Raw genomic sequence first — 23893 nt, forward strand, 5'->3', positions numbered from 1 at the left:
GTCAGTTTCCCTTCGCGGCGCGGCCGAGACGGAAGGCCGAGATGAGGAAGAAGATGCCGCCGGGGATGGCGTAGCCGGCCGCGTTGGCCAGCGTCGGGTTGGGCGCGGAGGCACCGAGGATGAACGACGCACCGGCGAGTACGGAGATGCCGCCGCTGATGATCATCGGCCATTGGCCGCCCATCCCGCGGCGGGTGACACCCACGATCAGCTGGACCAGCCCGGCCACGATCGCCCAGGCGCCCCACACGCGCAGCACCGCCGGGATACCGGACGCGCAGGCGACGGCCACGCCGGCGGCGGTGATCAGACTGACCGCGACGTTCACGTACAGCAGGGCAGGTGAGCCGGTGGTGCGCGTCGCGCGGGCGTCGATGATGGCGGCGGCCACGTCGAACAGCGGGTAGAGCACGAGCAGAGTGACCGCGACCGGACCCAGTTTCGAGGCGGTCGTGAACATCGCGAGGGCCCAGACGATGGCGAACGCGAACCGGACGAAGTACAGCCGCCGCAGCGCGGACGCGGTCCCGGAAACATTGGGCGAGGCAGCGATGGTGCTCATGATGATCCTTTCGGTGGATGAGTGACGAGGAGAGCCGTTCGGCGCGTCCCGTGGTCGGCCTTCTCGATCAGGTGGGCGGCCAGGTCGGCGGCGACGGTCAGGACCTCGGCCGTCCGCGGCGCCGGCGTGGGACGCTCGACGGGAATCCGGGCCGGCGAGCCCAGGCCTTCTCCCGCGCCCAGGACCTGGCCGGCCACGTAGACCAGGGCCTCGACGTCGGGGTCGCCGCCGGCAGGCCGGCCGCGGGTGACCTCGGCTGTGCCGACGGACAGCGGGGCGGTGCGTACTCGCATATACGAACCACTGGAACAGCTCCCCACAAGACAGAACGTTCTATCGCGACACAGCATGGCAATCTACGGCGCGAACTGTCAAGACCGAACGTTCTACCTATTAGGATGGCGGCATGCGCAGCCAATCCGAAAGCCGGCCGTCCGAAGCGCGATCGCGGCTGCTCGGCACGGCCACCCGGCTCTTCTACACGGAGGGCATCCACGCCGTCGGCATCGATCGCATCGTCGCGGAGGCGCAGGTGACGCGGGCCACCCTCTACCGGCACTTCCCCGGCAAGGAAGACCTCGTCCTCGCCTACCTGAACGAGGCCGACCGGATGATGCGAAGCCAGGCGGACGAGGCCGTCGCCGCCGGGCTCCCGGCCGCCGACACCGTCCGAGCCCTCAGCGCGTCCATCGCTCAGGGCATCCGGTCCCCCGGCTTCCGGGGATGCGCCTTCCTCAACGCCGCCGCCGAGTTTCCCGACCCCGAGTCCCCGGTGCGCAGGGCCGTGCTCGTCCACCGCCAATGGTTCCTGGAAACCGTCACGGAACTGCTGGCCAAGGTCCGGGAGACGGGCGCCGAGCCCGCCGGCCGCCACTTCGTGATGATGCGCGACGGCGCCATGGCCGCCGGCTGCCTGTTCGACCCGACGCTGATCTGCGAGACCTTCCTGCACGGAGTCGAGAGGCTCCTGCAGGTTCATGCCGCCACCGGCGACGCCGGACCGGTGGGACCCGAAGACGCCGTTGACGCACCTGCACGTTGACCGGCCCTGTCGCTGACTACGAGGAGCCGTGTCGCACGCGGTTCGACCAGCGAGGCGCGGAGGAAGCGGCGCGCCGAGCCGCCAAGATGGCGACATGGGGGAACACGGCAGGCGATGGCTCTTCGCCGATCAGCTCGGGGACCACTTCCTCGACTCCGATGACCAGCCGGTGCTGCTGGTCGAGGCCAGGTCGGTACTGCGGCGGCGGCGCTACCACCGGCAGAAGGCGCACCTGGTGCTCTCGGCGCTGCGGCACCGGGCGGCCGAGCTGGGCGACCGCGCGCTGTTCCTGCGGACCGACACCTTCGCCGAGGCGCTCGGCCGCGCCGGCGGCCGGGTCACCGTCTGCGGTCCCACCAGCCACGCGGCCGACGCGTTCGTCCGGGGCCGCCCCGAGGTCACCGTCCTGCCCTCGCGCGGGTTCACCAGCACCGCGGAGGAGTTCGCCGCCTGGGCCGAGGGCAGGGGCGGCCACCGCCTGCTCATGGAGGACTTCTACCGCGACGCCCGGCGCCGCCTGGACGTGCTCATGGACGGCGACGAGCCCGCCGGCGGCCGGTGGAACCTCGACGCGGACAACCGCGAGCCGCCGCCCTCCGGAGGGCTGGACGTGCCCGGCCCGTGGACGGCCGAGGAGGACGAGATCGACGAGCGGGTGCGCCACGACCTCGACCGGTGGGAACGCGACGGCGAGGTGTCCTTCGTCGGGCGCGACGGCCCGCGCATGTTCCCCGCCACCGCCGCGGAGGCCCGCAGCGCGCTGCGGCGCTTCGTCGGCCACCGGCTGCCCGCCTTCGGCCCGCACCAGGACGCGATGCTCGCCGGCGACCCGTTCATGGCGCACAGCATGCTCTCGCCCGCCGTCAACCTCGGGCTGCTCGACCCCATGACGTGCGTGCGGGCCGCCGAGGCCGCCTACCGGGCGGGCCACGCCCCGCTCGCGAGCGTCGAGGGATACGTGCGGCAGCTCATCGGCTGGCGCGACTACATCTGGCACCTGTACTGGTACTTCGGCGAGGACTACCGCGACCTCAACCGGCTGTCGGCCCGCGCGGCGCCGCCCACCTGGTTCGAGGAGCTGGACGCCGGCGCCGTCGAGGCGCGCTGCCTGTCGTGGGCGCTCGCCCAGGTGCGCGACACCGGGTTCACCCACCACATCGTCCGGCTGATGGTGCTCGGGAACTTCGCGCTCCAGCGGGGGTACGACCCCGCGCGGCTGACCGACTGGTTCCACCGCTGCTTCGTCGACGGGTACGACTGGGTGATGGTGCCCAACGTGATCGGCATGTCGCAGCACGCCGACGGCGGCATGCTGGCGACCAAACCGTACGCGGCCGGGGGCGCGTACATCAACCGCATGAGCGACTTCTGCCCGCCCTGCCGCTACCGGCCCTCCCGGCGGACCGGCGAGGACGCCTGCCCGTTCACCGCGGGCTACTGGTGGTTCTTCGCCCGCAACCAGGAGTGGCTGGCCGCCAACCCGCGCACGGCCCGCGGCGTGCACGGCATGCGGCGGCTCGACGATCTGGACGAGGTGTGCGCCCAGGAGGCCGCACGCGGCGACGCACCCCCCTGACCCCGGCCCGCCCGCCGGTCCGGCGGGCGACACGGACACGGGGTCGAGGACCGCGAGTACGGCCGTCGGCGGTGAGATGGATCATGGCGCGGCTGGTCACCCCGACCTGCGGAAACACTGCCCAAGAGGTCGGTGTGTCGTTCGCCGTCCGCCAAGTGGTGGTCGCTGGTGCTGAGACCGGAAGGGTCCGCCGGGCCGACATCTGACGATCTTCCCTGCCTCTGATCGTCGCCGACCCGGCGTAGGTTTCCGGTCACCACATTAGGTAAAGGCCACATGGTGATTAACCGGAATATGAACTGGATGCGGACGACGATTCGCCGTGAGGTGCGGTATCTGCGTGGCCAGCTGGCCGGGCTGGGCCGGCGAGATTCCGAGCAGCGCTTCGAGGTGCGTCAGATCGCCAAGGCGACCCTGGCCGCGGTGCTGGCCTGGTTCCTGGCCGATCGGCTGCTGCCGCGCGAGACGGTGTGGATCGCCCCGGCCACCGCTGTGATCATGGTGCACGCGACGGTGTACCAGACACTGACCAACGGGGCGCGGCGGGTGTGCGCGGTGGCCGCCGGTGTCATCCTGGCCGGCAGCGTCGGCCACCTGATCGGCCTCAACGCCTTCAGCCTGATGCTGGTCGTGCCACCGGCGCTGGTGGCCGCACGCTGGCGGCGGATGGGCCGGCACGGCACGGACGTGGCGACCACCGCGGTGCTGATGCTGTCGTTCGGCGCCGCCTCCCAGGAGCGTTATCTGCTGGCCTATGTGGTGGCCACCGGCATCGGCGCGCTGTCCGGAGGAGTGGTCAACGCGATGCTGTGGCCGCCGCTGTATCAGCGCCGCCCCCATGAGGCGGTGCGCCGCCTGAGCGAGGAGGCCGCCGAACTGTTGGAGGCCGTGGCAGGCGGGTTGCGCGAGCGCTGTGATCTGTCGGACCTGCCCGGCTGGCAGCGCCACGCCGCCCGGCTGGACGCCCACCTGGCCCGAGCGAGTGCGGCCATCGCCGACGGCGCGGAAAGCCGCCGCTACAACCTGCGCCGCACCCGCGTCCACGAGACGAACGATGATCACGAAGGGCTGCTGGAGGCGATGAGCGAGATCGGCGTGCACATCCACGCCCTGGTGCGGGCGCTGGTTTATGCCGCCCAGCGCCGGCACCGCCACGCCGACGGTCCGCCGTGGATCAGCGACGAGTTCGCCCGCGACTACGCCGCACTGCTGGACCTGCTCGCCCAGGCGCTCCAAGCGCAGATGCGCACCGCCGATGAGCCCGCGAGGCTGAACGCGGTGATCTCCGCCGCGCTGGAGCGGGCCGGCGCGATCCAGGAACAGATGACCGAAGAGGTCCGCACCGGCCGGTTGGACCAGCCGCATGGCTGGGCCGTGACCGGAAGCCTGCTCACCGACGCCGAGCGGATCCTGACCATCTTGACCGCCCTGCACGCCACCACCGAAATCGCCGAGGCCGCCGATGTCGCCGATGCCGTGGTGTGAGGCCGGCCGCCCCGACGAACTCCCGCGGCGGCCCGGCCGGCGCGTACCGGATCTCAGCCGGTCGCAACGTCGCCGGCCTCGGGCTCAGCGCCGAGACCGCCCGGTGAGAGCCCTTCGGCCCAACTCACAGAGCGGTCTTCACGAGATGGCGCAGTGTCTCGCCAAGCTCTGTCGTACACGTGGATCGCCTGTCGCCTCCGGGCTGGAGGATGCCTCGCTGCTCGGCGTCGTACAGGCCGGCGAGCTCCTCGGCGAGCTGGGGCGGAACGCCCGCCTCCACCATCGTGCCGACCCATGCGGGCCGCGGGATGGTCACCACCGTGAGCGGCCTGCCGAGAACGGCCGCCAGCTCTTCGGCCACCTGCCGTTCCGAGTACTGATGACCGTCCAGATCGATGGCCTCGCCGGCCGTGGCGGGGGCCGTGAGGGATTCGGCGACCACCCTGCCGATGTCGCGTGTCGCGACCATCGGGACGGGCACATCGGCCGACGCGCCGAAGACCGGGTAGACGCCGGCCCCGAGAGCGGCGCCGAGCACCGTTTCGACCTTCTCCTGGAAATGCGACGAGCGAATCGCGGTCAGGAGCACGCCCGTCTCCCGCAGCCGGTTCTCCATATGGTGGAGCCAGCGGATGGGACCGGTGCCCTCGGCCAGCTCGGCCCCGATCGAGGACAGCATCACCACGTGCGGGACGCCGCTGTCCAGGACCGCCCCGGCGATCGAGTCGGCCAGCCGGCGATGGTAGACGTCGGCGTCGGCCGCCACCGGATCCGTCGGCAGCAGGACGAACGCCCCGCGGCAACCGCGGAACGCCTCCGCCAGCGCCGCCCTGTCGCCGAAATCGGCGACGGAGACCTCGGCTCCCGCCCCGATCCAGTCCGCGCTCCTGGCCGCGTCGCGGACCACGGCTCGCACCGGTTCCCCCTTGGCCAGGAGGTCCCGGGCCGCCGCCCCGCCCACGTGGCCTGTCACTCCTGTGATCGCGTACATCGGATGCCTCCGGTAAGTCGTCGAGGTGGGTCACGCCCCAGTGAACACGCACCAAAAGAGACGATCCATATTCCGTACGCTCACTTCCATTTCTGTCCGTCTAAACTGAGGTGGTGGATCCGCTCGCTGACCTGCTCGACGGCGTTCGTGCCCGAAGTGCGGCGTTCTGTCAGGCGATACTGGAACCACCGTGGTCGCTGCGGATCTCCGACGGTGCCCCGCTCGCCCTGGCCACCACGCTGCGCGGGCACGCCTGGATCACGCTCGGCAGAGGTGAGCCGGTGCTGATGCGCACCGGGGACGTGGCCATCGTCAAGGGGCCGGATCCGTACACGATCAGCGACGATCCGGCGACCGCGCCGGAGATCATCGTCCGTCCGGGCAACCGGCTGACCACCATGGACGACATCGACGTCACCGACGAGTTGCGGCTCGGGCCGCGCACGAGCGGACGCACCCCTGACGGGTCGGCGATCGTGGCCAGCGGGACCTACCAGGTCAGCGGAGACGTGAGCGAGCGGCTCCTGAACGCCCTGCCGGAGGTCGTGCTCGTGCCGCGGTCGAGCGAGCAGTCCCCGATCATGGAACTGCTCGCTCAGGAGGTCAACAGCGAAGGGCCCGGCCAGCAGGTCGTCCTCGACCGGCTTCTGGATCTGGCGCTGCTCGCGACCCTGCGCGCCTGGTTCGCCCGCCCCGAGGCTCAGGCACCCGGCTGGTACCGGGCGCAGAGCGATCCGTTGATCGGTCCGGCATTGCGGCTGATCCATGACGACCCGGCCCGCCCGTGGACGGTGGCCTCACTGGCGGAAAAGGTCGGCGCCTCGCGCGCGGCGTTCGCGCGCCGGTTCACCACCCTCGTGGGGGAGCCCCCCATGGCGTATCTCACCGGCTGGCGGATGGCGCTCGCCGCCGATCTGCTGCGCTCCTCCGACACCACGATCGACTCGGTCGCCCGGGACGTCGGCTACGCCAACGCCTTCGCGCTGAGCGTGGCCTTCAAACGAGTACGCGGCGTGTCCCCGAGCCGCCATCGGACGGGCGGGTAGGACGCACAGCCACGATCGCCGACGCCCTGCCCGCCACCTGCCCGCCACCTGCCCGCCACCGGCCTGAAGGTGGACATCTGGACGTCCCGGACCCACCGGCCGGGAGCAACGAGGAAATACTCCCGCGGCCACCGGCCGGTGTTCTCCTGGTGTGACAGGATCTGTTCCAGTGCTCGCGGTCGGCGTGGCCGCCCCGTCCCGCCGTTGCGGCGCGCAACGATGGCAAGCCCCGAGTCGTCAGGATCCCCACGATGCTGAAAGCCGGTCGGTCCCAGGAGGAGATCCGCCAGCACAACCTTGGCGCCCTGCTCCGGCACGTGCACCTGGGCGGCCCGCTCTCCCGCACCGAGCTGGCCGACCGGATGGGCCTGAACCGCAGCACGATCATGGGGCTGACCGGGGAGCTCACCGCGGCGGGTCTGGTCCGCGAGGAACTCCCCAAGGACACCGGCAGGGCGGGCCGGCCGTCGCTGGTGGTCCGGCCGGAGTCCGACCGGGTCTACGTGATCGCCTTCGACGTCCGGGTGGACCGGCTGGTCGCCGCCAGGGTCGGGCTGGGCGGAACGGTCCTGGACCGCAGGGAGGCGGTCCGGCCGCGCGCCGGGGCCGACCTCGACGACGTGGTCGGGACCCTCGCCGGGTTCGCCCGCCGGATGTACCGCGAGGCACCCCCGGACGCGGTGTGCGTCGGGGTCGGCGCGGCCTACTGCGGCATGATCCGGCCCGGTGACGGGATGGTGCGTTTCGGGCCGAACATGGGCTGGGTGGACCAGGCCTTCGGCACCGAGCTCGGTCTCAGGCTGGGGCTCGGGCTGCCGGTGTCGGTGGGCAACGAGGCCCACCTGGGCGCGCTGGCAGAGCACGAGCGCGGGGTGGGCGTCGGCTTCCAGAACCTGGTCTACCTGCACGGGGACGTCGGAGTGGGCGGCGGGATCATCGTCGGCGGCAAGCTGCTCGACGGCGACGGCGGGTACGGCTGCGAGCTCGGGCACATGATGGTGAACCCGTACAACGGGCGGCCCTGCGGGTGCGGCTCGCACGGCTGCCTGGAGGCGGAGGTCGGCGAGCAGGCCCTGATCGACGCCGCCGGACGGTCCTCCGAGCTGACCGGCCGCGAGGGCGTACGGGCCGTGGTGGACGCCGCCGGGCGCGGGGACGTCGCGGCCGCGGACGCGCTGCGCCGGATCGGCGACTGGCTCGGCATCGGGGTGGCCAACCTGATCAACCTCTTCAACCCCGGCCTGGTGATCTTCGGCGGGATGCTGCGCGAGGTCTATCGGGGCTCGGCGGCCCAGGTCCACAGCCGGGTCGAGGCCAACGTGCTGGTGATCTCCCGGGAGAGGGTGCGACTCCGCACCTCGGCCCTCGGCGACGACGCCACCCTGACCGGCGCGGCCGAACTCGCCTTCTCCGAGGTGCTGGCCAACCCCCTGGAGGCCCTCGCCCACGGCGCCGGCCGGATCGGGGCCGGGAGGGCACACCCCGCTCCGCGGTGACCGGCTCCCCCTCCGGTGGCGGAACACGACAGGTCCGATCGCGTGAGGCCCGGCCGGACAGGACCCGGTTCCGGAGATCCGTCACGCCCGGTCGGGGACCGCCAGGTGCCATCTGAGCCATTCGACGACGTTCTTGACGAAGGTCACCCGGTTGGCGATCTGCCGGATCTCGTGCCCCTCGTCCTCGAACAGCAGGAGCTCGCAGGGCACCTCGCGGGCCCGCGCCGCCTGGAGCGCCTGCTCGGCCTCGTACAGGGGGACGTTGGTGTCGCGGGCACCGTGCACGATCAGCAGCGGAGCGGCCAGCCGGTCGAAGGAGTGCAGGGGCGACAGGGCCCGCAGCAGCTCGCGATCGGCGACGGGGTGGCCGTACTCGCTGACGGCCGCCGCGGCGATCCACGGCTCGGTCCGCTCGTAGAAGGTCTCGAAGTCGGCCATCCCGCAGACGTCGACTCCGGCGCGGAAGAGACGCGGGTGGGTGACGAGGGCGGCCAGCGTCAGGTAGCCGCCGTACGAGCGTCCCATGCACGCGATCCTGGCCGGGTCGGCGAGGCCCGCCCGTGCCAGTTCCAGGGCGCAGTCGGCGACGTCGTCGATCGCGTCGAAGCGGAGGGCGTGGTTGTCGGCGTTGCGGAAGGCCCGCCCGAATCCCGACGAGCCGCGGATGTTCGGCGCGAGCACCCCGATCCCGGCGGCCAGCAGGTTCTGGAACAGCGGGTTGAAGGTGGGCCTTTCCTGACTCTCGGGACCGCCGTGCAGGTAGACGACGAAGGGCGCCGGACCCCGGGCTCCCGGGACCCGGTAGAGCCAGCCGGTCAGCTCCATGCCGTCGCGCGCCTGGAAGCGCACCAGCTCCGCGCCGGCCGCGCCGGGGATCCGCCCGGATCCCGCGATCCGCCGGTAACCGCCGGTCTCCAGGTCGCAGAGCAGCACGTGGGAGGGGTGGCCGGGCCCTTCGGCCGCCAGGACGGCCAGGCTGCCGTCCAGGGACACCCTGATCGAGGACACCACCTCGGCGGGCAGGGGCGGGAGCGGGCGCGTCTCGCCGGTGGCCGTCTCGATCACCTCCAGCTCCGACCGGCCGGAGTCGTTCCACACCAGGACGGCGAGACGGCCGTCGGCGCTCAGCGCGAACTGGTCCAGCTCGGCGTCGGGACGCTCGGCCAGCACGACCCCCGCCCCGTCCTCGCCCACCGCGACCAGCGCGGCCCGGTCGCGGCCGACGTCGGACAGCAGGTAGGCGGTCGTCCCGTCGGGAGAGAGGATCCCGTAGTCGGTGGTGCCGGTCAGCCCGGCCAGCAACGGCCGCTCCCCGTGGCCCGGCAGGTCGCCCGCGGCCTCGTCGGGAAGGCTCGCGGGAAGGCCTGGCGGGACGTCGGAGAGATGGCCCGGGGGAAGATCGAAGCGCATTCCGGCGGGAGGGTCGGCGGGAAGAGCGGGCGAGCCGTCGGCGAGATGGCCCGGAGGAAGATCGAAACGGATCACGGCGGGAAGATCGACCGGAACCCCCTCCGGCGGGCCCGCGGTGAGATCTCCCGGATGGGCCAGTCCGGAGACGAGACCTCCGGGGTGGGAGTCCGCGGGGTCGCCGGGGAGGGCCGGAAGGTGGCCGGCGGGATCGCCGGGAAGGGCTGGAAGATCGGCCACGTACATCCGGCGCACGCCGCGCGGGCCGCGTCGCAGCAGCATCCGCCGGTGGTCGCGGCTGACCGCGGCCGGCTGCAGGAGTGCCCCGCCCGCGATGACCTCCCGGCTTCCCGAGGCCGCGTCGATCAGCACCGCGTCCGTACGGCCGGAGGAGGAGACCTCCGCGACGAGGAGGACCTCTCCCTGGCCGGTCCAGCGCACGAACGACGCCGATCCGCCCTCGGGCGCGGCCAGCGGGCGCAGGTCGCCGCCGTCGGGCCGCACCGTCCAGACCTGCGTGTGCTCCCCGCCGCCCGGCACGACGAGGACGGCCAGGCGCCGGGCGTCGGGGGACCAGCTCACGTCGGCGACGGGCTCGGGTCCCGTGTCGACCGGCCAGGCCTCCGGGTCCTCCCCCGGAAGCCGCCGGAGGCCCTCCAGCTCCGCGCCGAGGGGCTGGATCCAGACGCGCGGCGAGCCGTCCCGGTCGCCGACGAAGGCGACGGCGCTCAGGTCGGGCGCCAGCGCGGGCGCCCGGCAGCTCCAGGCGGTCAGGCCCGTGCCCATCGAGGGGCGAGAACGGGCGCCGAGAATTTCGGTCATCAAACTCCTTGTGCCTGCAACCACAGCTCCAGGAGTCCGAGTTGCCACAACGCGTTGGCACCCAGGGTAGTGCGGTGTTCGTCCGGTGCCGCGAGCAGCTTGTCGACGTACGGCTGATCGAACAGCCCCCGGGACCTCGCGGTCCGACCGGTCAGCGCGTCCCTGACGAGCTCCAGGAACGGGCCGTGGATGTGCTTGATCGCGGGAACCGGAAAGTATCCCTTGGGCCGGTCGACGACCTCGGCGGGCAGCAGCTTGCGGCCGGCGCTCTTCAGGACACCCTTGCCGCCGGAGGCGAGTTTGAGCTCGGGCGGGCAGGCCGCGGCCAGCTCGACCAGTTCGTGGTCGAGGAAGGGGGTCCTGGCCTCCAGGCCGAAGGCCATGGTCATGTTGTCCACGCGCTTGACCGGGTCGTCGACGAGCATGACGTTCGTGTCCAGGCGCAGCACCGCGTCGAGCGCGGTGTCGGCGCCGGGCCGCGCGAGGTGGCGCCGGACGAAATCGCCGCTGACGTCCTCGGCCGGCATGTAGTCGGGCGACAGGATCGCGCCCAGCGTCCCGTGCGAGCGGTCGAAGAACTCCCTTTCGTAGACGGCGGCGGCGTCCTCGCGCGACACGCCGGCGAGCGGCGGGTACCAGCTGTAGCCGGCGAACACCTCGTCGGCGCCCTGGCCGGACTGGACGACCTTGACGTGCTTGGAGACCTCCTCCGACAGCAGGTGGAAGGCGACGCAGTCGTGGCTGACCATCGGCTCGCTCATGGCCCGCACCGCGTGCTCCAGGGCGGGCAGCAGCCGGGCGTCGTCGATGGGGATGCGCTGGTGATCGGTGCCGAACTCGGCGGCGACCAGGTCGGAGTAGGCGAACTCGTCCCCCCGCTCCCCTCCCGCCGAGGAGAACCCGATGCTGAAGGTCGACAGGCCCGTCTGTCCCTCCTCGGCCAGCAGCGCGACGATCAGGCTGGAGTCCAGGCCTCCGGAGAGCAGCACGCCCACGGGCACGTCCGCGACCATGCGCCTGCGTACGGCCGCCCGCAGCCGGTCGAGCACGACCTCGCCCCACTCGTCCGCGGTCAGCCCGGCGTACTCGGGCAGGGCCGACCGGGTGTAGGGCGGCTGCCAGTAGAGGTGGTCGGTGACGGTTCCGTCGGGCTCGACGGTGCGTACGGTGGCCGGGGGAAGCTTGCGCACCCCGGCGAGGATGGTGCGCTCGGCGGGCACCACCGAGTGGAAGGTCATGTAGTGGTGCAGTGCCACCCGGTCGATGCCGGTGTCCACCCCTCCCCCGGCGAGCAGCGCGGGCAGCGACGAGGCGAAGCGCAGCCGCCCGGCGTCCTGGGTGACGTACAGCGGCTTTATCCCCAGCCGGTCGCGGCCGAGCGTGAGCCTGCCGGTGTCGCGCTCGGCGACCGCGAAGGCGAACATGCCCTTGAAGCGGTCGACGCAGCCGGTCCCCCAGCGGTGGAAGGACTTCACCAGCACCTCGGTGTCGGAGGTGGAGAAGAAGCGGTAGCCCAGGCCCTCCAGCTCCTCGCGCAGCTCGCGGTAGTTGTACAGGCACCCGTTGAAGACCCCCGCCAGGCCGAGGTCGCTGTCCACCATCGGCTGGGCGCCCCGGTCCGACAAGTCGATGATCTTCAGGCGCCGGTGGCCGAGGGCGACCGGCCCCAGCGACCACAGGCCGGCCCCGTCGGGCCCCCTGTCGTGCATCACGTCACTCATCCGGGCCACGGCGGCGACGTCCGCCGGGCGGCCGTCGAACCGGAGCTCACCGCTCAGACCACACATCGAAACCCCCCGGTGACCGGCTCGGGCCGGAGCCCGTCGCCCAGATCACACATCTCGCACGTCTCACACATCTCACGCATCGGTGACCGGTCCACGCCTGAGCTCACCGCTCAAGCCGCGCACCGGCGGCCCTCCTCGGCAACCAGGTGTCCTTGGAACCACCCCCCTGGGAGGAATTGACGATCATGCTGCCGGCCGGGGCGACGCGGGTCAGCGCCGTCGGCGGCACCGTCGCCGTCTCGCCGGAGCAGACGAAGGCCCGCAGGTCGACCACGCGCGGGCGCAGCCGCCGCCCGTCGAAGGTCGGGTGCGTCGACAGCCGGACCGTCTCCTGGGCGACCCAGCCCTCGGGCGCGGTGAGGATCGTCTTCCTGACCCGCTCGAGCTCCTCGGCGGAGGCGTCGGGGCCGACGACCACGCCCTGCCCGCCGAACCCGTCCACCGGCTTGACGACCAGCTCGGCCAGCCGGTCGAGCACCTGCTCCCGGTCCTCGTCGTCCCGGCACAGGTAGGTGGGGACGTTGTCGATGAGGGGCCGCTCACCCAGGTAGTACTCGATGAGGCGCGGCACGTACCGGTACAGGCACTTGTCGTCGGCGACGCCGTTGCCCGGCGCGTTGGCCAGGACGAGCGCGGAACGCTCGACGGCGTCCATGATCTCCAGCCCGAGGCGGCCGCCGAGCAGGTCGCTCTCGTCGATCCTGCGGTAGAGCACCTCGATCCTGCGCCCGTCGATCTCCAGGTTGCCGTTCCTGAAGGACAGGTCGGCCGGTACGGCCAGGACCACCCCCATTTCCTCGGCGAGCATCTTGTGCTCGTAGTAGGCGGAGTCCTCGGGTCCCGCCGAGACCACGGCCAGAGCCGACGGATCGCCGGAGCCCGCCGCGAGCAGTGCCTCCCGCAGCGTCCGCAGGCCCTCCCCCGGGTCGGCGAGCTCCTCGCCGCGGACGAGTTCCGGCATCAGCTCGGTGATCAGCCGCCGGTTGGTCACGGCGTACCCGAGGCCCGAGGGCACCCGCAGGTTGTCCTCCAGCACCGCCCAGCGGCCGACGTTGTCGCGGACCAGGTCCAGCCCGGCCACGGCACAGCGCACGGTGCCCTGCGGCACCCTGCGGCCGGGCCTGCGGTAGCCGGGCGACTCGTCGACCACCCAGGCGGGGATCGTGCCGTCCCTGATGATCTCGCGCCCGTCGTAGACGTCGTGCAGGAACGCCTCCAGCGCGCGCACCCGCTGCGGCAGGGCCCGCTGGATCTCGGCCCACTCGCCGCCCTGGACCAGGCGGGGGACCAGGTCGAACGGGTAGATCCGGCTCTCACCGCCGCCCTCGACCTGGAAGGTCATGCCGTTGCGGCGCTGGTAGGCGTCGCGCTTCTCCTCCCGGTCGCGCAGTCCTTCCACGCCCAGGCGGTCGAGGACCCGCAGCACCGGCTGGTAGGACTCGCGCACCGTTCCCTCGATGATCGCCTCGTCGCCGGGGGCCTCGTAGCCGTCGAGGAGACTGGTGTGCATCCTCGGCGTCGGACCGCCGAAGGCGGTCTCCCACTCCTCGGAGCGCGTCTCGGCGATGACGAGGTCGACCACGTCGGACAGCCGGCCGCTGCGGGCGTACGCCTCACGCTGGCGGGCCGAGGAGCTTCCCCGCGCCAGTGACTCCCGGGCCAGGGACGTGACGAGCTCCCAGTCGCCGCACCGCTCCAGCTGCGGGCGCAGGCCGTCGATCATCCGCCGGATCACCTCGCCCGCGGGCGCCGGGGTGCCGTCGACCGGGTCGACGAGGTCGCCCTCCAGCCCGGAGCGCGACGCCCGCCACGACGCGGCGCGGACCATCTCCAGCCGGACCGTGCGCTCGGGGCCCTTCTGCGCCGCCTCCAGCTCCCTGGCCACCAGCGCCCTGAACAGCCCGGCGATCAGCACGATGTCGCCCACCCGGGGGCAGGCGTCGCAGACCCGCAGCTCGATGGTGGGCAGGTGCGCCGAGGGCCGGATGTCGAAGTAGATCATGCCGGGGTCGGTGATCACCCCGGAGGCGACGAGCTCCCGCACCACCTGGTCGTACTCGGCGGCCGACTCGAACCTGGGCACCGGACCGGCGGTGGGCCAGCGCTGCCACAGCAGCGGGCGGTAGCTGGCGTACCCGGTGTCGGATCCCAGCCAGTACGGCGAGCTGGAGCTCAGGGCGAGCAGCGGGGGGATCCAGGGGGCCAGGCGGTGGGCGACGGCCACCGCCAGGTCGCGATCCTCGACGTCGGCGTGGAACTGCGTCCCGCAGATCAGCTGCTCGCGGGTGAGCAGCTGGTAGTCGGCGAGCATCTGCTCGTAGCGGGGATCAGGGGAGATCTTCAACGCCTCCAGATCCACCAGCGGCACGCTTCCCGCCGCCACGATTCCCAGGCCGAGGCCGTCCGCCGCCTGGATCACCGTGCGGCGCAGCGCGGTCAGGTCGTGCCCGAGGTCCTCCAGGTGCATGAAGGGCCTGCTGTTGGCCTCGACGACCGAACGCTGCAGCTCGTGGGTGAAGCGCTCCGCCGGCAACTGCTCGAGCAGGACACCGGCTCGTGGGACGAGGTGCCGGGTGTCGACATCGACGACGTGGAACTCCTCTTCGACACCGACCGCGATCGGCCCCGCCAGACCCGCCATTTCATCACTCCTGAAGTACGCCGGTTCATGGGGTTTTTTGTTCTTTGCCCGAAAAAAGGAGTTCCGCACTTCACGAGGCACTTTGTGGAAAAGTGAAACCGTGAGGTCGCCCCCTGTTCGGACAGACCCGCTTCCCTTTCGGCGCGCGGACTCACCTCTTTCGGGCAGGAGATATCAAGCGGGTTTCAAAGAGGACGTCGACGGCCACCGGCGACGGGACGGGCCTCTCCGGCGAAACTCCGCCCGAGCCAGGACGCGACCCCGTCACGCCCGGCCCGGTGTGATCACCACCGACCCCGCCACGCCCGGCGTGACGATCCCTTTCCCCGGCCACACCCGGCTCGGCGTGATCGCCCCTGACCGCGGCGGGAACCAGGGCCGGGCTCCCCGTCACGCCCGGCCCGGTGAACGGAGCCCACGCGGGCGGCTACCCGGCCGGGGAGTCGTCACGTCCTGACGGCCCGGCGTCCGGCCGCTCCCGGGCCGGGGAGGCTTCGGAGGGGCCGGGCGAACCCGGCGGGTCCGACGGGCCGGATGGGCCGGGAAGCAGCTCGGCCCCGTCCCGCCGCGACTCGATCATGCGCGGTGGCCGGGGCGCGTCTTCCGGCGGCGGCCCGAACGTGTCGGGAAACGCCCGGACCCCGAGCGCCTCCGGACGATCGTCCGACGGATCGATGAGCTGCCGCACGGGCGGGCTGTCCAGGAACGTGGAGACCGCGTCGACCACCCCCTCCCCCAGCGGGCGGAACGCGTCGACCACGGCCTGGGCGGGCGGGCCGAGGCGGGTGCCGACCTCCTGGAGGAACTCCTCCAGGACCTGCGGCAGCGGCGGCACCGGCAGACCGAACTGGGGCTTCGGCCGCGCCTTCTCCGGCGGCGTCCAGCGCATCGAGTCGTCGCTCATGGCGAGCCATTCGTCGACGGCGCCGTCGATGGAGTCGAGCACGTGATCGGAATCGTCTGGCATGGCGGCTCCCCTCATGACCGGGATCCGATAAGACGACGGTACCTCGCCTCACCTCCCCCGGGCAGGGGCGGGTGGGAACCGTCTCCGCGGTGTCGTTTCCCCGATCACCGGAACGGCGGCTGTACAGCGCTGGTACGGCGGTGATACAGCAGTGGTACGGCAGCCGTACGGCGGCGGAGGCCCGATCATCAAAGCCAGTTAAACTGGCATAACCCCCTCAACTGGGGGAATAAGCTGTCGATGCTCTCTCAAACTCGTCCTGCCGGCAGTGACACGCTCACCTTCCTCGGCGCGATCATGCGTAATCCCCACCAACTCGGGGCGATCGCTCCCAGCTCGAAGGCCGTCGCCCGGCTGGTGTCCTCGATCGTCCCCACGACCCCCGGAGCCGTGGTCGTCGAACTCGGCGCCGGCGGCGGAGTGATCAGCGACGCGATCCGCGACCGGCTGCCTCCGGGGGGACGGCAGCTCGCCGTGGAGGTCAACGAAGGCATGGTGGACCACCTGCGGCGCAGCAGACCCTGGCTGGAGGTGATCCCCGGCGACGCGGGCGATCTCGGCAAGCTGCTGCGGGAGGCCGGTCTGTCCCACGCGGACGCGATCGTCTCCTCCCTTCCCTGGACCCTGTTCGAGGACGCCCAGCAGAAACGCGTTCTGGAGGAGATCGCGGCCTCACTCACCCCCGGCGGCGCCTTCAGCACCATCACGACGCTGACCGTGATGCCGTTCCGGCGCTTCCGGCACTTCCGCGGTCTCATGAACAGCACGTTCACCACCGTCGACACCCTGGGCCCGATCTGGCGCAACGTACCGCCCGCCCTGGTGTACACCGGAGTCGCGGCGAGTGATCGGCTGGCCGGGGAGACGGCCGGCGGCTGAGCGGCCGGCGGGCGACCTGCCGGGGACACCGGCGGCGAATGAACGGCCCGCCGGGATCCACCGGCGGGTGGAGGGCGAGTGCGCCCGCCTTGGTGCGATCGGTGCGAGGGCGGGCCTCGTCGCGATGGCGGCACCGCAGACCGGTCTCGCAGGCTCATGCAAGATCGAAATCAGGCGGTAAACAGAAATAAACCTCTGTCCAGCCTGGTTGCCGCCTACATGGCTGATGACGACAACATCCGCGGGACGGCCCGCGGCTCCTCCGAGGTGCCCCTGTCGATCCTCGAACTGGCGACCGTCGGTTCGGGGGTGACGCCCACCGAGACCCTGAAGGCGAGCACCGAGCTGGCCGGGCGCGCGGAGGAGTGGGGTTACCACCGGATCTGGGTGGCCGAGCACCACGGCATGCCCTCCGTGGCGAGTTCCTCGCCCGCGGTGTTGATCGCCCATCTGGCCGCCGCGACCAGGAGCATCCGGCTGGGGTCCGGCGGCGTCATGCTGCCCAACCACGCCCCGCTGGTCGTCGCCGAGCAGTTCGGCACCCTGCACGCGCTGCACCCGGGCCGTATCGATCTCGGGCTCGGCCGGGCTCCCGGCACCGACCCCGCCACGGCGAGGGCCCTGCGCGGGCGGCACGGTCTGGACGCCGACGACTTCCCCGAGCAGCTGGCCGAGCTGACGGCCTTCCTGGACGGCGCGTTCCCGCAGGGCCACCCGCTGGAGCGGGTCGTCGCGGTGCCCCGCTCGCCCGAGTCGGGCCGCCCGCCGATCTGGCTGCTCGGTTCCAGCGGCTTCAGCGCCCAGCTCGCCGGGATGCTCGGCCTGCCGTTCGCGTTCGCGCACCACTTCAGCGGGAACAACACCATCCCCGCCCTCGAGCTGTACCGGTCGTCCTTCGAGCCCTCCGCCGTCCTCGACCGGCCGTACGCGATGATCGGCGTCTCCGCGGTCGCCGCCGAGACCCCCGAGCAGGCGCTGCGCCTGGCCCGCTCCGGCGGGCTGTCCATGCTGCGGCTGCGGCGCGGGGCCCCGCAGCCGATCCCCACGCCCGAGGAGGCCGAGAACTACCCGTACAGCCCGATGGAGCGGGACTTCCTCGACGACCACCTGTCCAAGGTGGTGCTGGGGGACGCCGCCGGGGTGCGGCAAGGGCTGGAGGATCTCCGCAAGCGCACCGAGGCCGACGAGCTGATGATCACCACGATGGTCCACGGCACCGCCGACCGGGCCCGCTCCTTCGAGCTCATCGCCCAGGCGTACGACCTCACCGGCGGCTCCTGACCCGGGAGCCCGCCGCCTCCGCCGGCTTTCGTCCCTGTGATCCGGCGAGGGCCGCTGGACCGGATATCGCCCATCTGCGCCGGTAAAGACGTAGATCTCCACCGAATCTGCACAGAAGACCGTTACGCTCCGGGTGCATGATCAGATCGAGATGGGTGGACCTGCTGGTCTGGCCGGCGGTGCTGCCGTTCGCGGCCTGGGCGGCGCTCAGGGCCGGCGGGTGGACCCCGCTCTGGCAGTGGGTCGCCCTGGTGGCGTTCACGCCGTACGTGGCGGCGGCCTCGGCGGTCCCGCTGCTCCTGGCGCTGGGACTGCGCCGCTGGGCGGCCGCGGCCGTCGCCCTGGTCACCAGCGCGGTGCTGGCGACGGCCGTACTCCCCCGGTACTTCGGCGACACGGATCAGCCCGCCGCCGACGGGGGACGGCTGCGGGTGCTCGCCGCGAACCTCGCCGTCGGCGCGGGCGACACCGACGTCCTGATGAGGCTCGTGCGCTCCCTCGACCCGGACGTGCTGGCCCTCCAGGAGGTCACCCCGGCCGCGCGCGACCGTCTGGAGGCGGCCGGGCTGCGCCGGCGCATGCCTCACGTCGTGGACCGCGCGGTCGACGGGGTGTGGGGCTCGGGCATCTACTCCAAGCACCCCGTCACCGAGAAGCCGCTGATCGCGCTGGGCAGGTTCCGGCAGGCGCGCGGGGTGGTCAAGCACCCGAGCGGCCACGAGATCGAGGTCGTCTCGGTCCACCCCTGCGCGCCCCGGTACGGCGACAAGGTGCCGTGCTGGGACCAGGGGCTGCGGGCGCTGCCCAGGGCGGGCGGGCAGCTGCGGGTGCTCGCGGGCGACTTCAACGCCACCCTCGACCACCGGCTGGTACGCGACCTGCTCGACAGCGGCTACCGCGACGCGGCCGACGTCACCGGGCACGGCCTGACGCCCACCTGGCCGCAGCAGGGCTGGGAACCCGTCCCCGGGGTGACGATCGACCACGTGCTCGCCGACTCGCGCATGGCGATCAGGAGTTTCGGCGTCCACCGCCTCCCGGACACCGACCACCGCCCGGTCTTCGCCGAGCTGGGTCTTCCACGCTTCACGAAGCGCTGAACCCGGCCCGGGACCGGCCCTGGACCGGCCCTGGACCGGCCCGCCTCACGGCCCGCCTCACGGACCGCCTCACGGCCCGCCGAGCGGGACCCGGGCGGTCGCCGATCTTCGCGAGCGGGACCCGCCGAGGAACAGGACCAGGGCGAGGACGGCGTACGGCACCGCGGACGCGGTGAAGATCGCGGCATGGCCGGTCAGCGCCGAGGCCGCGGCGTAGCCGCCGTAGACGAGGACGGCGCCCAGCTCGGTGCCCAGCCCGGCCAGCGATGTCACGGTGGCACGGGCCGGGCCGGTGATGCTCTCCTGCAGCCGTACGTCGGCCAGCACGCTCGCCATCTGGAAGACGCAGAAGGCCACCGCGAGGGCGACGAACCCCGCCGCGGTCCCGCCGGCCGCGCCCGCGCCGAGCGCCAGCGCCCCGAACGCGAGGAGCGCGGCGAACTCCCGGTCCGTGAAGCTCCGCCCGGCCGCCGCGAGCAGGCCACCGGCCGCGATCCCCACGGAGACCAGGAGCACCAGGAGCGGCACGAGGTGCGTGGCGACGCCGGTGCCGATCGCGAGCAGCGGGGTGTACTCCTCCAGCGAGCCCCACAGGGCCGTCACCGCCGGCACCAGCAGCAGCGCCCGGCGCGTCGGCCGGTCGGCGCGCGCCGCCCGCAGCCCCTCGCGCAGGATCGCGGCGTAGCCGCCCGCGGGCGCCTCCTCCTCGTCGGCCCCCTCCGCGGCCCCCTCGCCTTCCCGTCCGGTTTCCTGCCCGGCGCGTACGCGGTGTTCGGGAAAGGCCAGCGCGGACACCGTGGCGAGCACGCACGCCAGGACGCTGCCGGCGGCGACCAGCGGATAGCCGCCCACGGCGAACACCGGGGCGGCCACGACCGTGGACACCACGACGGCGCCGGTGCCGACCGCGCGGGCGCGGCCCATGATCGCGGCGTAGCGACCGGCCGCGCCCAGGCGGTCGAGCTCGGTGTAGACCAGCGCCTCCAGCGCGCCCGACTGCAGCGCTCCGGAGGCGCCCCACAGCACGAAGCCCGCGGCGAACACCCAGTAGGAGGGGGCCGCGACCCACAGGCCGAAGCCGGCGGCGGCCAGCAGCGGCGCCAGGGCGAGCAGCGCGCGCCGCGAGACGGCGTCGGCCCACACCCCGGAGGGGACCTCCAGCGCGACGGAGGTGACCGACCAGATCGCCAGGAGCGAGGAGATCTCGGCGGTCGACAGACCCGTGTCGACGAACAGCAATGCGTAGAACGGGTAGAACAGGACGAACTCATCAAGGAGGGTGTAGGCGTAGAGCGTCGCGGCCAGGCGCTTCGCACGCCCTTCGGGCGCACGGTGAAAAGAAGTGGTCATGAGGTCCTTCTCGCGGAGGCTGGGCGGACTCGGGATGCTCGGCATCTCCGGGGGTCCACGGCAGCTCGCGCCGGACCGACCGATCGTTGAGGATCAATGTCGCCAGGTCATACCGCAGACCATACAGCCGCCCCGCCCTCCCCTGCCTCTCCTTTTCCCCGGGCGGGGAACACCTCCCCGGCGTGGACGCGGCCGCGCGTCAGGCCGCCGCGGACACCACGGGCGGCCGATCCCGCTCCGCCTCCGGCCGGCCCGCCGTGACCGGACCGGGCGGCCGGGGGCCGGTCAGAACTCGTCGTGCCCGGAGACCTGGCCGATCGGGAAGACGTGCCTGTTCGCGGCGCAGATGGTCTCCAGGACGTGAACGGGCACGTCCTCGTCGGAGTAGCCGGCGCGGAGGACCTGGACGACCCACTCCCCCGGTTCGAGCTCCAGGGTCTCGCACTCGAAGGATGTCGGCGGGCGGGCCGTCAGGGTCTCCTCGGCACGGCCGAAGGTGTGGCCGAGGGCGACCAGTGCCGACTGGAGTGACGGCTTGACGAACCCGGGCTCGGCGAGGCGGGTGCCCCCGAACAGGTCCGCCCGGAAGTAGCTGGTGGCGACGCGCACCGGGATCCCGTCGGCCGTCATCATCTTCCGGCGGGCGATCACCTCGGCGCCGGATTCGACGCGCAGGCAGGCGGCCACGTGCTCACCGGCCGGCTCCGGGCCCACGTAGAGCATTCTGCGGCCCGGTGTGACGCCCTGCCGTTCCGCCTCGGCGAGGAACAGGGACGCGGAAGCCCGCACGGCGGGGTCGGTCGGCAGCGCCCGCCGCACCAGGACCCTGGGCGCGCGGATCACGGGCTCCTCGGACGTGCGGATCGCGGGCTCCTCAGGGACGCGGGCCGCGGGCTCCTCGGGCGCGCGGATCGCGGGCTCCTCGGGGACGCGGGCCGTCGGTCCCTTTCTCATCTGGGAGACGCGGCCGGGGGACACGCCAAGGCGCGTCCCTATGTCCTCCAGGCTCATCCCGGAGTCACGGGCTTCGGCGATCGCCTGACGACGCATCTTCGCCGCCTCCGCGAGGAGTCCCTGCTCTTCGATGATGAGACGGCTCAGAACCCGTGCGCGCTCCACGGGGTCGCTCAGCCCGGAAACATCGCGCAACGTCTCCAGATCCATCGGGGCCCGCCTCCTCGCGCTCAACACCACCGGGGATTTTAGTCCTCCCCGTTTCCGGGCCGGGCCGGTGCCGACGGCCCGGACGGCCGCCGGGCCGTCGCACGCGCCCGCCCGGGGCACGGGCCGTTCTCCGTGGGAGGCGCGAGCCGTTCGCTCCGGGAGAGTCCGGGAGAGGACGCGCGGTCAACGGGCACTCTGGCCTGGGGGTTACAGCATGGGGACCGTCAAATCAGTTGCCGACGCCGTACCCGGGTGCGAAGACTGGATGGTCACCCGTGTCACGCGGGTGGCGGTGATCCGACGGGGCGGCCACCGGGAGCGGTGGCACGGGAGAGACCGGTCGAGAGGGAATGGTGTTCCGGCCTGCCATGTCCCGGACGGCTCTCACCCCGTCAGAACACCGTGAGGAGCGTGCCGCCTGCCGATGCCCCCTGATACCAGAATCACCACAGCCAAAGCAGACAATACAGCCAACGCAGACAACACAGATACCTCGGCCGCCGACGCGGAATCCCCGCCCCGGCAACCCCTCTCCCCGCGCCGCGCCAGGGCCGCCTCCCTGTGGCGGTTGAAGTCCTACCTCCACCCGTACGTCGTCCGCCTGGGCGCCATCTGGGTGGTGTCCTTCGCCGCGGTCGCGATCGGCATCGCCGTCCCGCTGATCGGCAGGGAGATCATCGACGGCCCCGTCGCCCGGGGCGACACCGGGGCCGTGGCTCCCCTCGCGCTGCTGGCCCTGGCCCTGGGCGTGGTCGAAGCGCTGCTCGTCTTCCTGAGGCGGTGGCTGCTGGCCGACGCCGTCCTGGGCCTGGAGACCAGCATCCGCGACGACCTCTACGGCCACCTGCAGCGGCTGCCGATGGGGTTCCACGCCTCCTGGCAGTCGGGCCAGCTGCTGTCCCGGGCGACGACCGACCTGTCGACGATCCGGCGCTTCCTCGGCTTCGGCCTGCTCTTCCTCGTCCTGACCACCGTCCAGATCGCGACGGTGACCGGGTTGCTGCTCCACATGTACTGGCCGCTCGGGTTGCTGGTCGTGGCCTCGGCGGTGCCGATCGTGTTCACCACCCTGCGCTTCGAGCGCACGTACATCACCATCTCCCGCCGGGTCCAGGACGAGCAGGGCGACCTCGCCACGGTCGTCGAGGAGTCGGCGGCCGGCATCCGTACGATCAAGGCCTTCGGCCGCGGCCGGTACGTCTCCGGGATCTTCGAGGAAGGAGCGCTGAAGGTCTACCGGACCTCGATGGAGAAGGTCCGCCTGTCGGCCAGGTTCTTCACCTTCCTCGAGGTGATCCCGAACATCACCCTCGCGCTCGTGCTGCTGCTCGGCGCCCTGGCGGTCGGCTCGGGCACGCTGACGCTGGGCACGCTGGTGGCCTTCGCCACCCTGATGCTGCAGCTGGTCTGGCCCGTCTCCGCGCTCGGCTTCATCCTGACGATGGGTCAGGAGGCGATGACCGCGGCGGACCGGGTGATGGAGGTGCTCGACACCGAACCGGAGATCGTCGGGGGCACCGGCGCGATCGAGCGGCCCCGGGGGCACCTGCGCTTCGAGGGGGCGTGCTTCGCCTTCCCCGGCGCCGCCGAACCGGTGCTCCACGACGTCTGGCTGGAGGTGCGGCCGGGAGAGACGGTGGCGGTCGTGGGCGCGACGGGGTCGGGCAAGACCACGCTGACCTCCCTGGTGCCGCGGCTGTACGACGTCGGCGCCGGCCGGGTCACGATCGACGGGGTCGACGTCCGCGACCTGCCGCTGCCCGTGCTGCGCTCGATGGTCGCCACGGCCTTCGAGGAACCGACGCTGTTCTCGATGAGCGTCAGGGAGAACCTCACGCTGGGGCGGCGCGACGCGAGCGAGGAGGAGATCGCGGAGGCGCTGCGGATCGCCCAGGCCGGATTCGTCCACGCGCTGCCGTGGGGGCTGGAGACCAGGATCGGCGAGCAGGGCATGTCCCTGTCCGGCGGCCAGCGCCAGCGGCTCGCGCTGGCCCGCGCGGTTCTCAGCCGTCCCAGGATCCTCGTGCTGGACGACACGCTCTCCGCCCTGGACGTCGAGACCGAGGCCCTGGTGGAGGAGGCGCTGCGGCACGTGCTGCGCGAGGCCACCGGGATCGTCGTCGCCCACCGGGCCTCCACCGTGCTCCTCGCCGACAGGGTGGCCCTGCTGCTCGACGGCACGATCGCGCATGTCGGCGAGCACCACGAGCTCATGGCGAGCGTGCCCGAGTACCGCGCGCTGCTGTCGGCCGACCCGGACGCCGAGGAGGCGCGGCTGTGAGCGTGACCGAACCTTC

The 23893-nt window shown here is 72.3% G+C and carries 18 protein-coding genes; 9 read left to right on the forward strand and 9 right to left on the reverse strand.

Annotated features, from left to right (window positions below):
- Position 1: 1 nt before the first annotated feature.
- A complete protein-coding gene (locus ACTOQ3_RS13150) occupies positions 2-562 on the reverse strand; it encodes a hypothetical protein (RefSeq protein ID WP_440083666.1) in 561 nt (186 codons plus the stop codon).
- Positions 559-855 (reverse strand): hypothetical protein, encoded by a 297-nt coding sequence (locus ACTOQ3_RS13155; protein WP_440083667.1) that lies wholly within the window; start codon positions 853-855, stop codon positions 559-561. The genes ACTOQ3_RS13150 and ACTOQ3_RS13155 overlap by 4 nt, the downstream gene beginning before the upstream one ends.
- A gap of 113 nt (positions 856-968) precedes the next feature.
- Here ACTOQ3_RS13155 and ACTOQ3_RS13160 point away from each other — a divergent pair, with 113 nt between their 5' ends.
- From ACTOQ3_RS13160 to ACTOQ3_RS13170, 3 genes are all read left to right on the forward strand, one after another.
- Entirely contained in the window at positions 969-1604 is a 636-nt protein-coding gene (locus tag ACTOQ3_RS13160) for a TetR/AcrR family transcriptional regulator (protein ID WP_440083668.1), read from the forward strand.
- Positions 1605-1698: 94 nt separating this feature from the next.
- Positions 1699-3180, forward strand: a complete 1482-nt coding sequence (locus ACTOQ3_RS13165) for a cryptochrome/photolyase family protein (protein WP_440083669.1) — start codon at positions 1699-1701, stop codon at positions 3178-3180.
- A gap of 303 nt (positions 3181-3483) precedes the next feature.
- A complete protein-coding gene (locus tag ACTOQ3_RS13170) occupies positions 3484-4665 on the forward strand; it encodes an FUSC family protein (protein ID WP_440083670.1) in 1182 nt (393 codons plus the stop codon).
- A gap of 124 nt (positions 4666-4789) precedes the next feature.
- On the opposite strand, the gene ACTOQ3_RS13175 is transcribed toward ACTOQ3_RS13170, so the two are convergent.
- Complete coding sequence (locus ACTOQ3_RS13175; RefSeq protein WP_440083671.1) at positions 4790-5656, reverse strand: NmrA family NAD(P)-binding protein; 867 nt, start codon at positions 5654-5656, stop codon at positions 4790-4792.
- A gap of 113 nt (positions 5657-5769) precedes the next feature.
- Between ACTOQ3_RS13175 and ACTOQ3_RS13180 the strand changes: the two genes are divergently transcribed.
- On the forward strand, positions 5770-6702 hold the full coding sequence (locus ACTOQ3_RS13180; protein WP_440083672.1) for an AraC family transcriptional regulator: 933 nt from the start codon (positions 5770-5772) through the stop codon (positions 6700-6702).
- 251 nt (positions 6703-6953) lie between these two features.
- Positions 6954-8198, forward strand: a complete 1245-nt coding sequence (locus ACTOQ3_RS13185; RefSeq protein WP_440083673.1) for an ROK family transcriptional regulator — start codon at positions 6954-6956, stop codon at positions 8196-8198.
- Positions 8199-8279: 81 nt separating this feature from the next.
- Here ACTOQ3_RS13185 and ACTOQ3_RS13190 read toward each other — a convergent pair whose 3' ends face one another.
- The 4 genes from ACTOQ3_RS13190 to ACTOQ3_RS13205 form a co-directional block, all read right to left on the reverse strand.
- Positions 8280-10427, reverse strand: a complete 2148-nt coding sequence (locus ACTOQ3_RS13190; RefSeq protein ID WP_440083674.1) for a S9 family peptidase — start codon at positions 10425-10427, stop codon at positions 8280-8282.
- On the reverse strand, positions 10427-12214 hold the full coding sequence (locus tag ACTOQ3_RS13195) for an N-acetylglutaminylglutamine amidotransferase (RefSeq protein ID WP_440083675.1): 1788 nt from the start codon (positions 12212-12214) through the stop codon (positions 10427-10429). The genes ACTOQ3_RS13190 and ACTOQ3_RS13195 overlap by 1 nt, the downstream gene beginning before the upstream one ends.
- Positions 12215-12317: 103 nt before the next feature.
- Positions 12318-14855, reverse strand: a complete 2538-nt coding sequence (locus ACTOQ3_RS13200; RefSeq protein ID WP_440083676.1) for a glutamate--cysteine ligase — start codon at positions 14853-14855, stop codon at positions 12318-12320.
- A 427-nt stretch (positions 14856-15282) separates the two neighbouring features.
- Complete coding sequence (locus ACTOQ3_RS13205; RefSeq protein WP_440083677.1) at positions 15283-15822, reverse strand: hypothetical protein; 540 nt, start codon at positions 15820-15822, stop codon at positions 15283-15285.
- Positions 15823-16119: 297 nt separating this feature from the next.
- Between ACTOQ3_RS13205 and ACTOQ3_RS13210 the strand changes: the two genes are divergently transcribed.
- The 3 genes from ACTOQ3_RS13210 to ACTOQ3_RS13220 all read left to right on the forward strand — a co-directional run bounded on the left by ACTOQ3_RS13210 (position 16120) and on the right by ACTOQ3_RS13220 (position 19082).
- Positions 16120-16701, forward strand: coding sequence for a class I SAM-dependent methyltransferase (locus ACTOQ3_RS13210; protein WP_440083678.1), 582 nt, complete (start codon positions 16120-16122; stop codon positions 16699-16701).
- Between the two features lie 219 nt (positions 16702-16920).
- A complete protein-coding gene (locus tag ACTOQ3_RS13215; protein WP_440083679.1) occupies positions 16921-17982 on the forward strand; it encodes an LLM class flavin-dependent oxidoreductase in 1062 nt (353 codons plus the stop codon).
- 137 nt (positions 17983-18119) lie between these two features.
- Positions 18120-19082, forward strand: coding sequence for an endonuclease/exonuclease/phosphatase family protein (locus ACTOQ3_RS13220; RefSeq protein ID WP_440083680.1), 963 nt, complete (start codon positions 18120-18122; stop codon positions 19080-19082).
- A gap of 69 nt (positions 19083-19151) precedes the next feature.
- Here ACTOQ3_RS13220 and ACTOQ3_RS13225 read toward each other — a convergent pair whose 3' ends face one another.
- Together ACTOQ3_RS13225 and ACTOQ3_RS13230 are read right to left on the reverse strand one after the other, a co-directional pair.
- The gene (locus ACTOQ3_RS13225; protein ID WP_440083681.1) at positions 19152-20432 is read right to left on the reverse strand and encodes an MFS transporter; all 1281 of its coding nucleotides are present in this window, start codon (positions 20430-20432) and stop codon (positions 19152-19154) included.
- Between the two features lie 285 nt (positions 20433-20717).
- The gene (locus ACTOQ3_RS13230; RefSeq protein ID WP_440083682.1) at positions 20718-21596 is read right to left on the reverse strand and encodes a GntR family transcriptional regulator; all 879 of its coding nucleotides are present in this window, start codon (positions 21594-21596) and stop codon (positions 20718-20720) included.
- A gap of 568 nt (positions 21597-22164) precedes the next feature.
- On the opposite strand from ACTOQ3_RS13230, the gene ACTOQ3_RS13235 reads away from it, so the two are divergent.
- Positions 22165-23877: an ABC transporter ATP-binding protein gene (locus ACTOQ3_RS13235; protein WP_440083683.1), complete on the forward strand. Its 1713-nt coding sequence runs from the start codon at positions 22165-22167 to the stop codon at positions 23875-23877.
- The last annotated feature ends 16 nt before the right edge of the window (positions 23878-23893 follow it).

It is taken from the genome of Streptosporangium sp. LJ11, assembly GCF_051918945.1.
GTDB lineage: Bacteria > Actinomycetota > Actinomycetes > Streptosporangiales > Streptosporangiaceae > Streptosporangium.

What these genes read in the sequence shown, in the direction of transcription:
- ACTOQ3_RS13150 (WP_440083666.1), bottom strand. Translation starts at nt 562, where the DNA reads ATGAGCACCATCGCTGCCTCGCCCAATGTTTCCGGGACCGCGTCCGCG.
- ACTOQ3_RS13155 (WP_440083667.1), bottom strand. Translation starts at nt 855, where the DNA reads ATGCGAGTACGCACCGCCCCGCTGTCCGTCGGCACAGCCGAGGTCACC.
- ACTOQ3_RS13160 (WP_440083668.1), top strand. Translation starts at nt 969, where the DNA reads ATGCGCAGCCAATCCGAAAGCCGGCCGTCCGAAGCGCGATCGCGGCTG.
- ACTOQ3_RS13165 (WP_440083669.1), top strand. Translation starts at nt 1,699, where the DNA reads ATGGGGGAACACGGCAGGCGATGGCTCTTCGCCGATCAGCTCGGGGAC.
- ACTOQ3_RS13170 (WP_440083670.1), top strand. Translation starts at nt 3,484, where the DNA reads ATGCGGACGACGATTCGCCGTGAGGTGCGGTATCTGCGTGGCCAGCTG.
- ACTOQ3_RS13175 (WP_440083671.1), bottom strand. Translation starts at nt 5,656, where the DNA reads ATGTACGCGATCACAGGAGTGACAGGCCACGTGGGCGGGGCGGCGGCC.
- ACTOQ3_RS13185 (WP_440083673.1), top strand. Translation starts at nt 6,954, where the DNA reads ATGCTGAAAGCCGGTCGGTCCCAGGAGGAGATCCGCCAGCACAACCTT.
- ACTOQ3_RS13190 (WP_440083674.1), bottom strand. Translation starts at nt 10,427, where the DNA reads ATGACCGAAATTCTCGGCGCCCGTTCTCGCCCCTCGATGGGCACGGGC.
- ACTOQ3_RS13195 (WP_440083675.1), bottom strand. Translation starts at nt 12,214, where the DNA reads ATGTGTGGTCTGAGCGGTGAGCTCCGGTTCGACGGCCGCCCGGCGGAC.
- ACTOQ3_RS13200 (WP_440083676.1), bottom strand. Translation starts at nt 14,855, where the DNA reads ATGGCGGGTCTGGCGGGGCCGATCGCGGTCGGTGTCGAAGAGGAGTTC.
- ACTOQ3_RS13205 (WP_440083677.1), bottom strand. Translation starts at nt 15,822, where the DNA reads ATGCCAGACGATTCCGATCACGTGCTCGACTCCATCGACGGCGCCGTC.
- ACTOQ3_RS13210 (WP_440083678.1), top strand. Translation starts at nt 16,120, where the DNA reads ATGCGTAATCCCCACCAACTCGGGGCGATCGCTCCCAGCTCGAAGGCC.
- ACTOQ3_RS13215 (WP_440083679.1), top strand. Translation starts at nt 16,921, where the DNA reads ATGGCTGATGACGACAACATCCGCGGGACGGCCCGCGGCTCCTCCGAG.
- ACTOQ3_RS13220 (WP_440083680.1), top strand. Translation starts at nt 18,120, where the DNA reads ATGATCAGATCGAGATGGGTGGACCTGCTGGTCTGGCCGGCGGTGCTG.
- ACTOQ3_RS13225 (WP_440083681.1), bottom strand. Translation starts at nt 20,432, where the DNA reads ATGACCACTTCTTTTCACCGTGCGCCCGAAGGGCGTGCGAAGCGCCTG.
- ACTOQ3_RS13230 (WP_440083682.1), bottom strand. Translation starts at nt 21,596, where the DNA reads ATGGATCTGGAGACGTTGCGCGATGTTTCCGGGCTGAGCGACCCCGTG.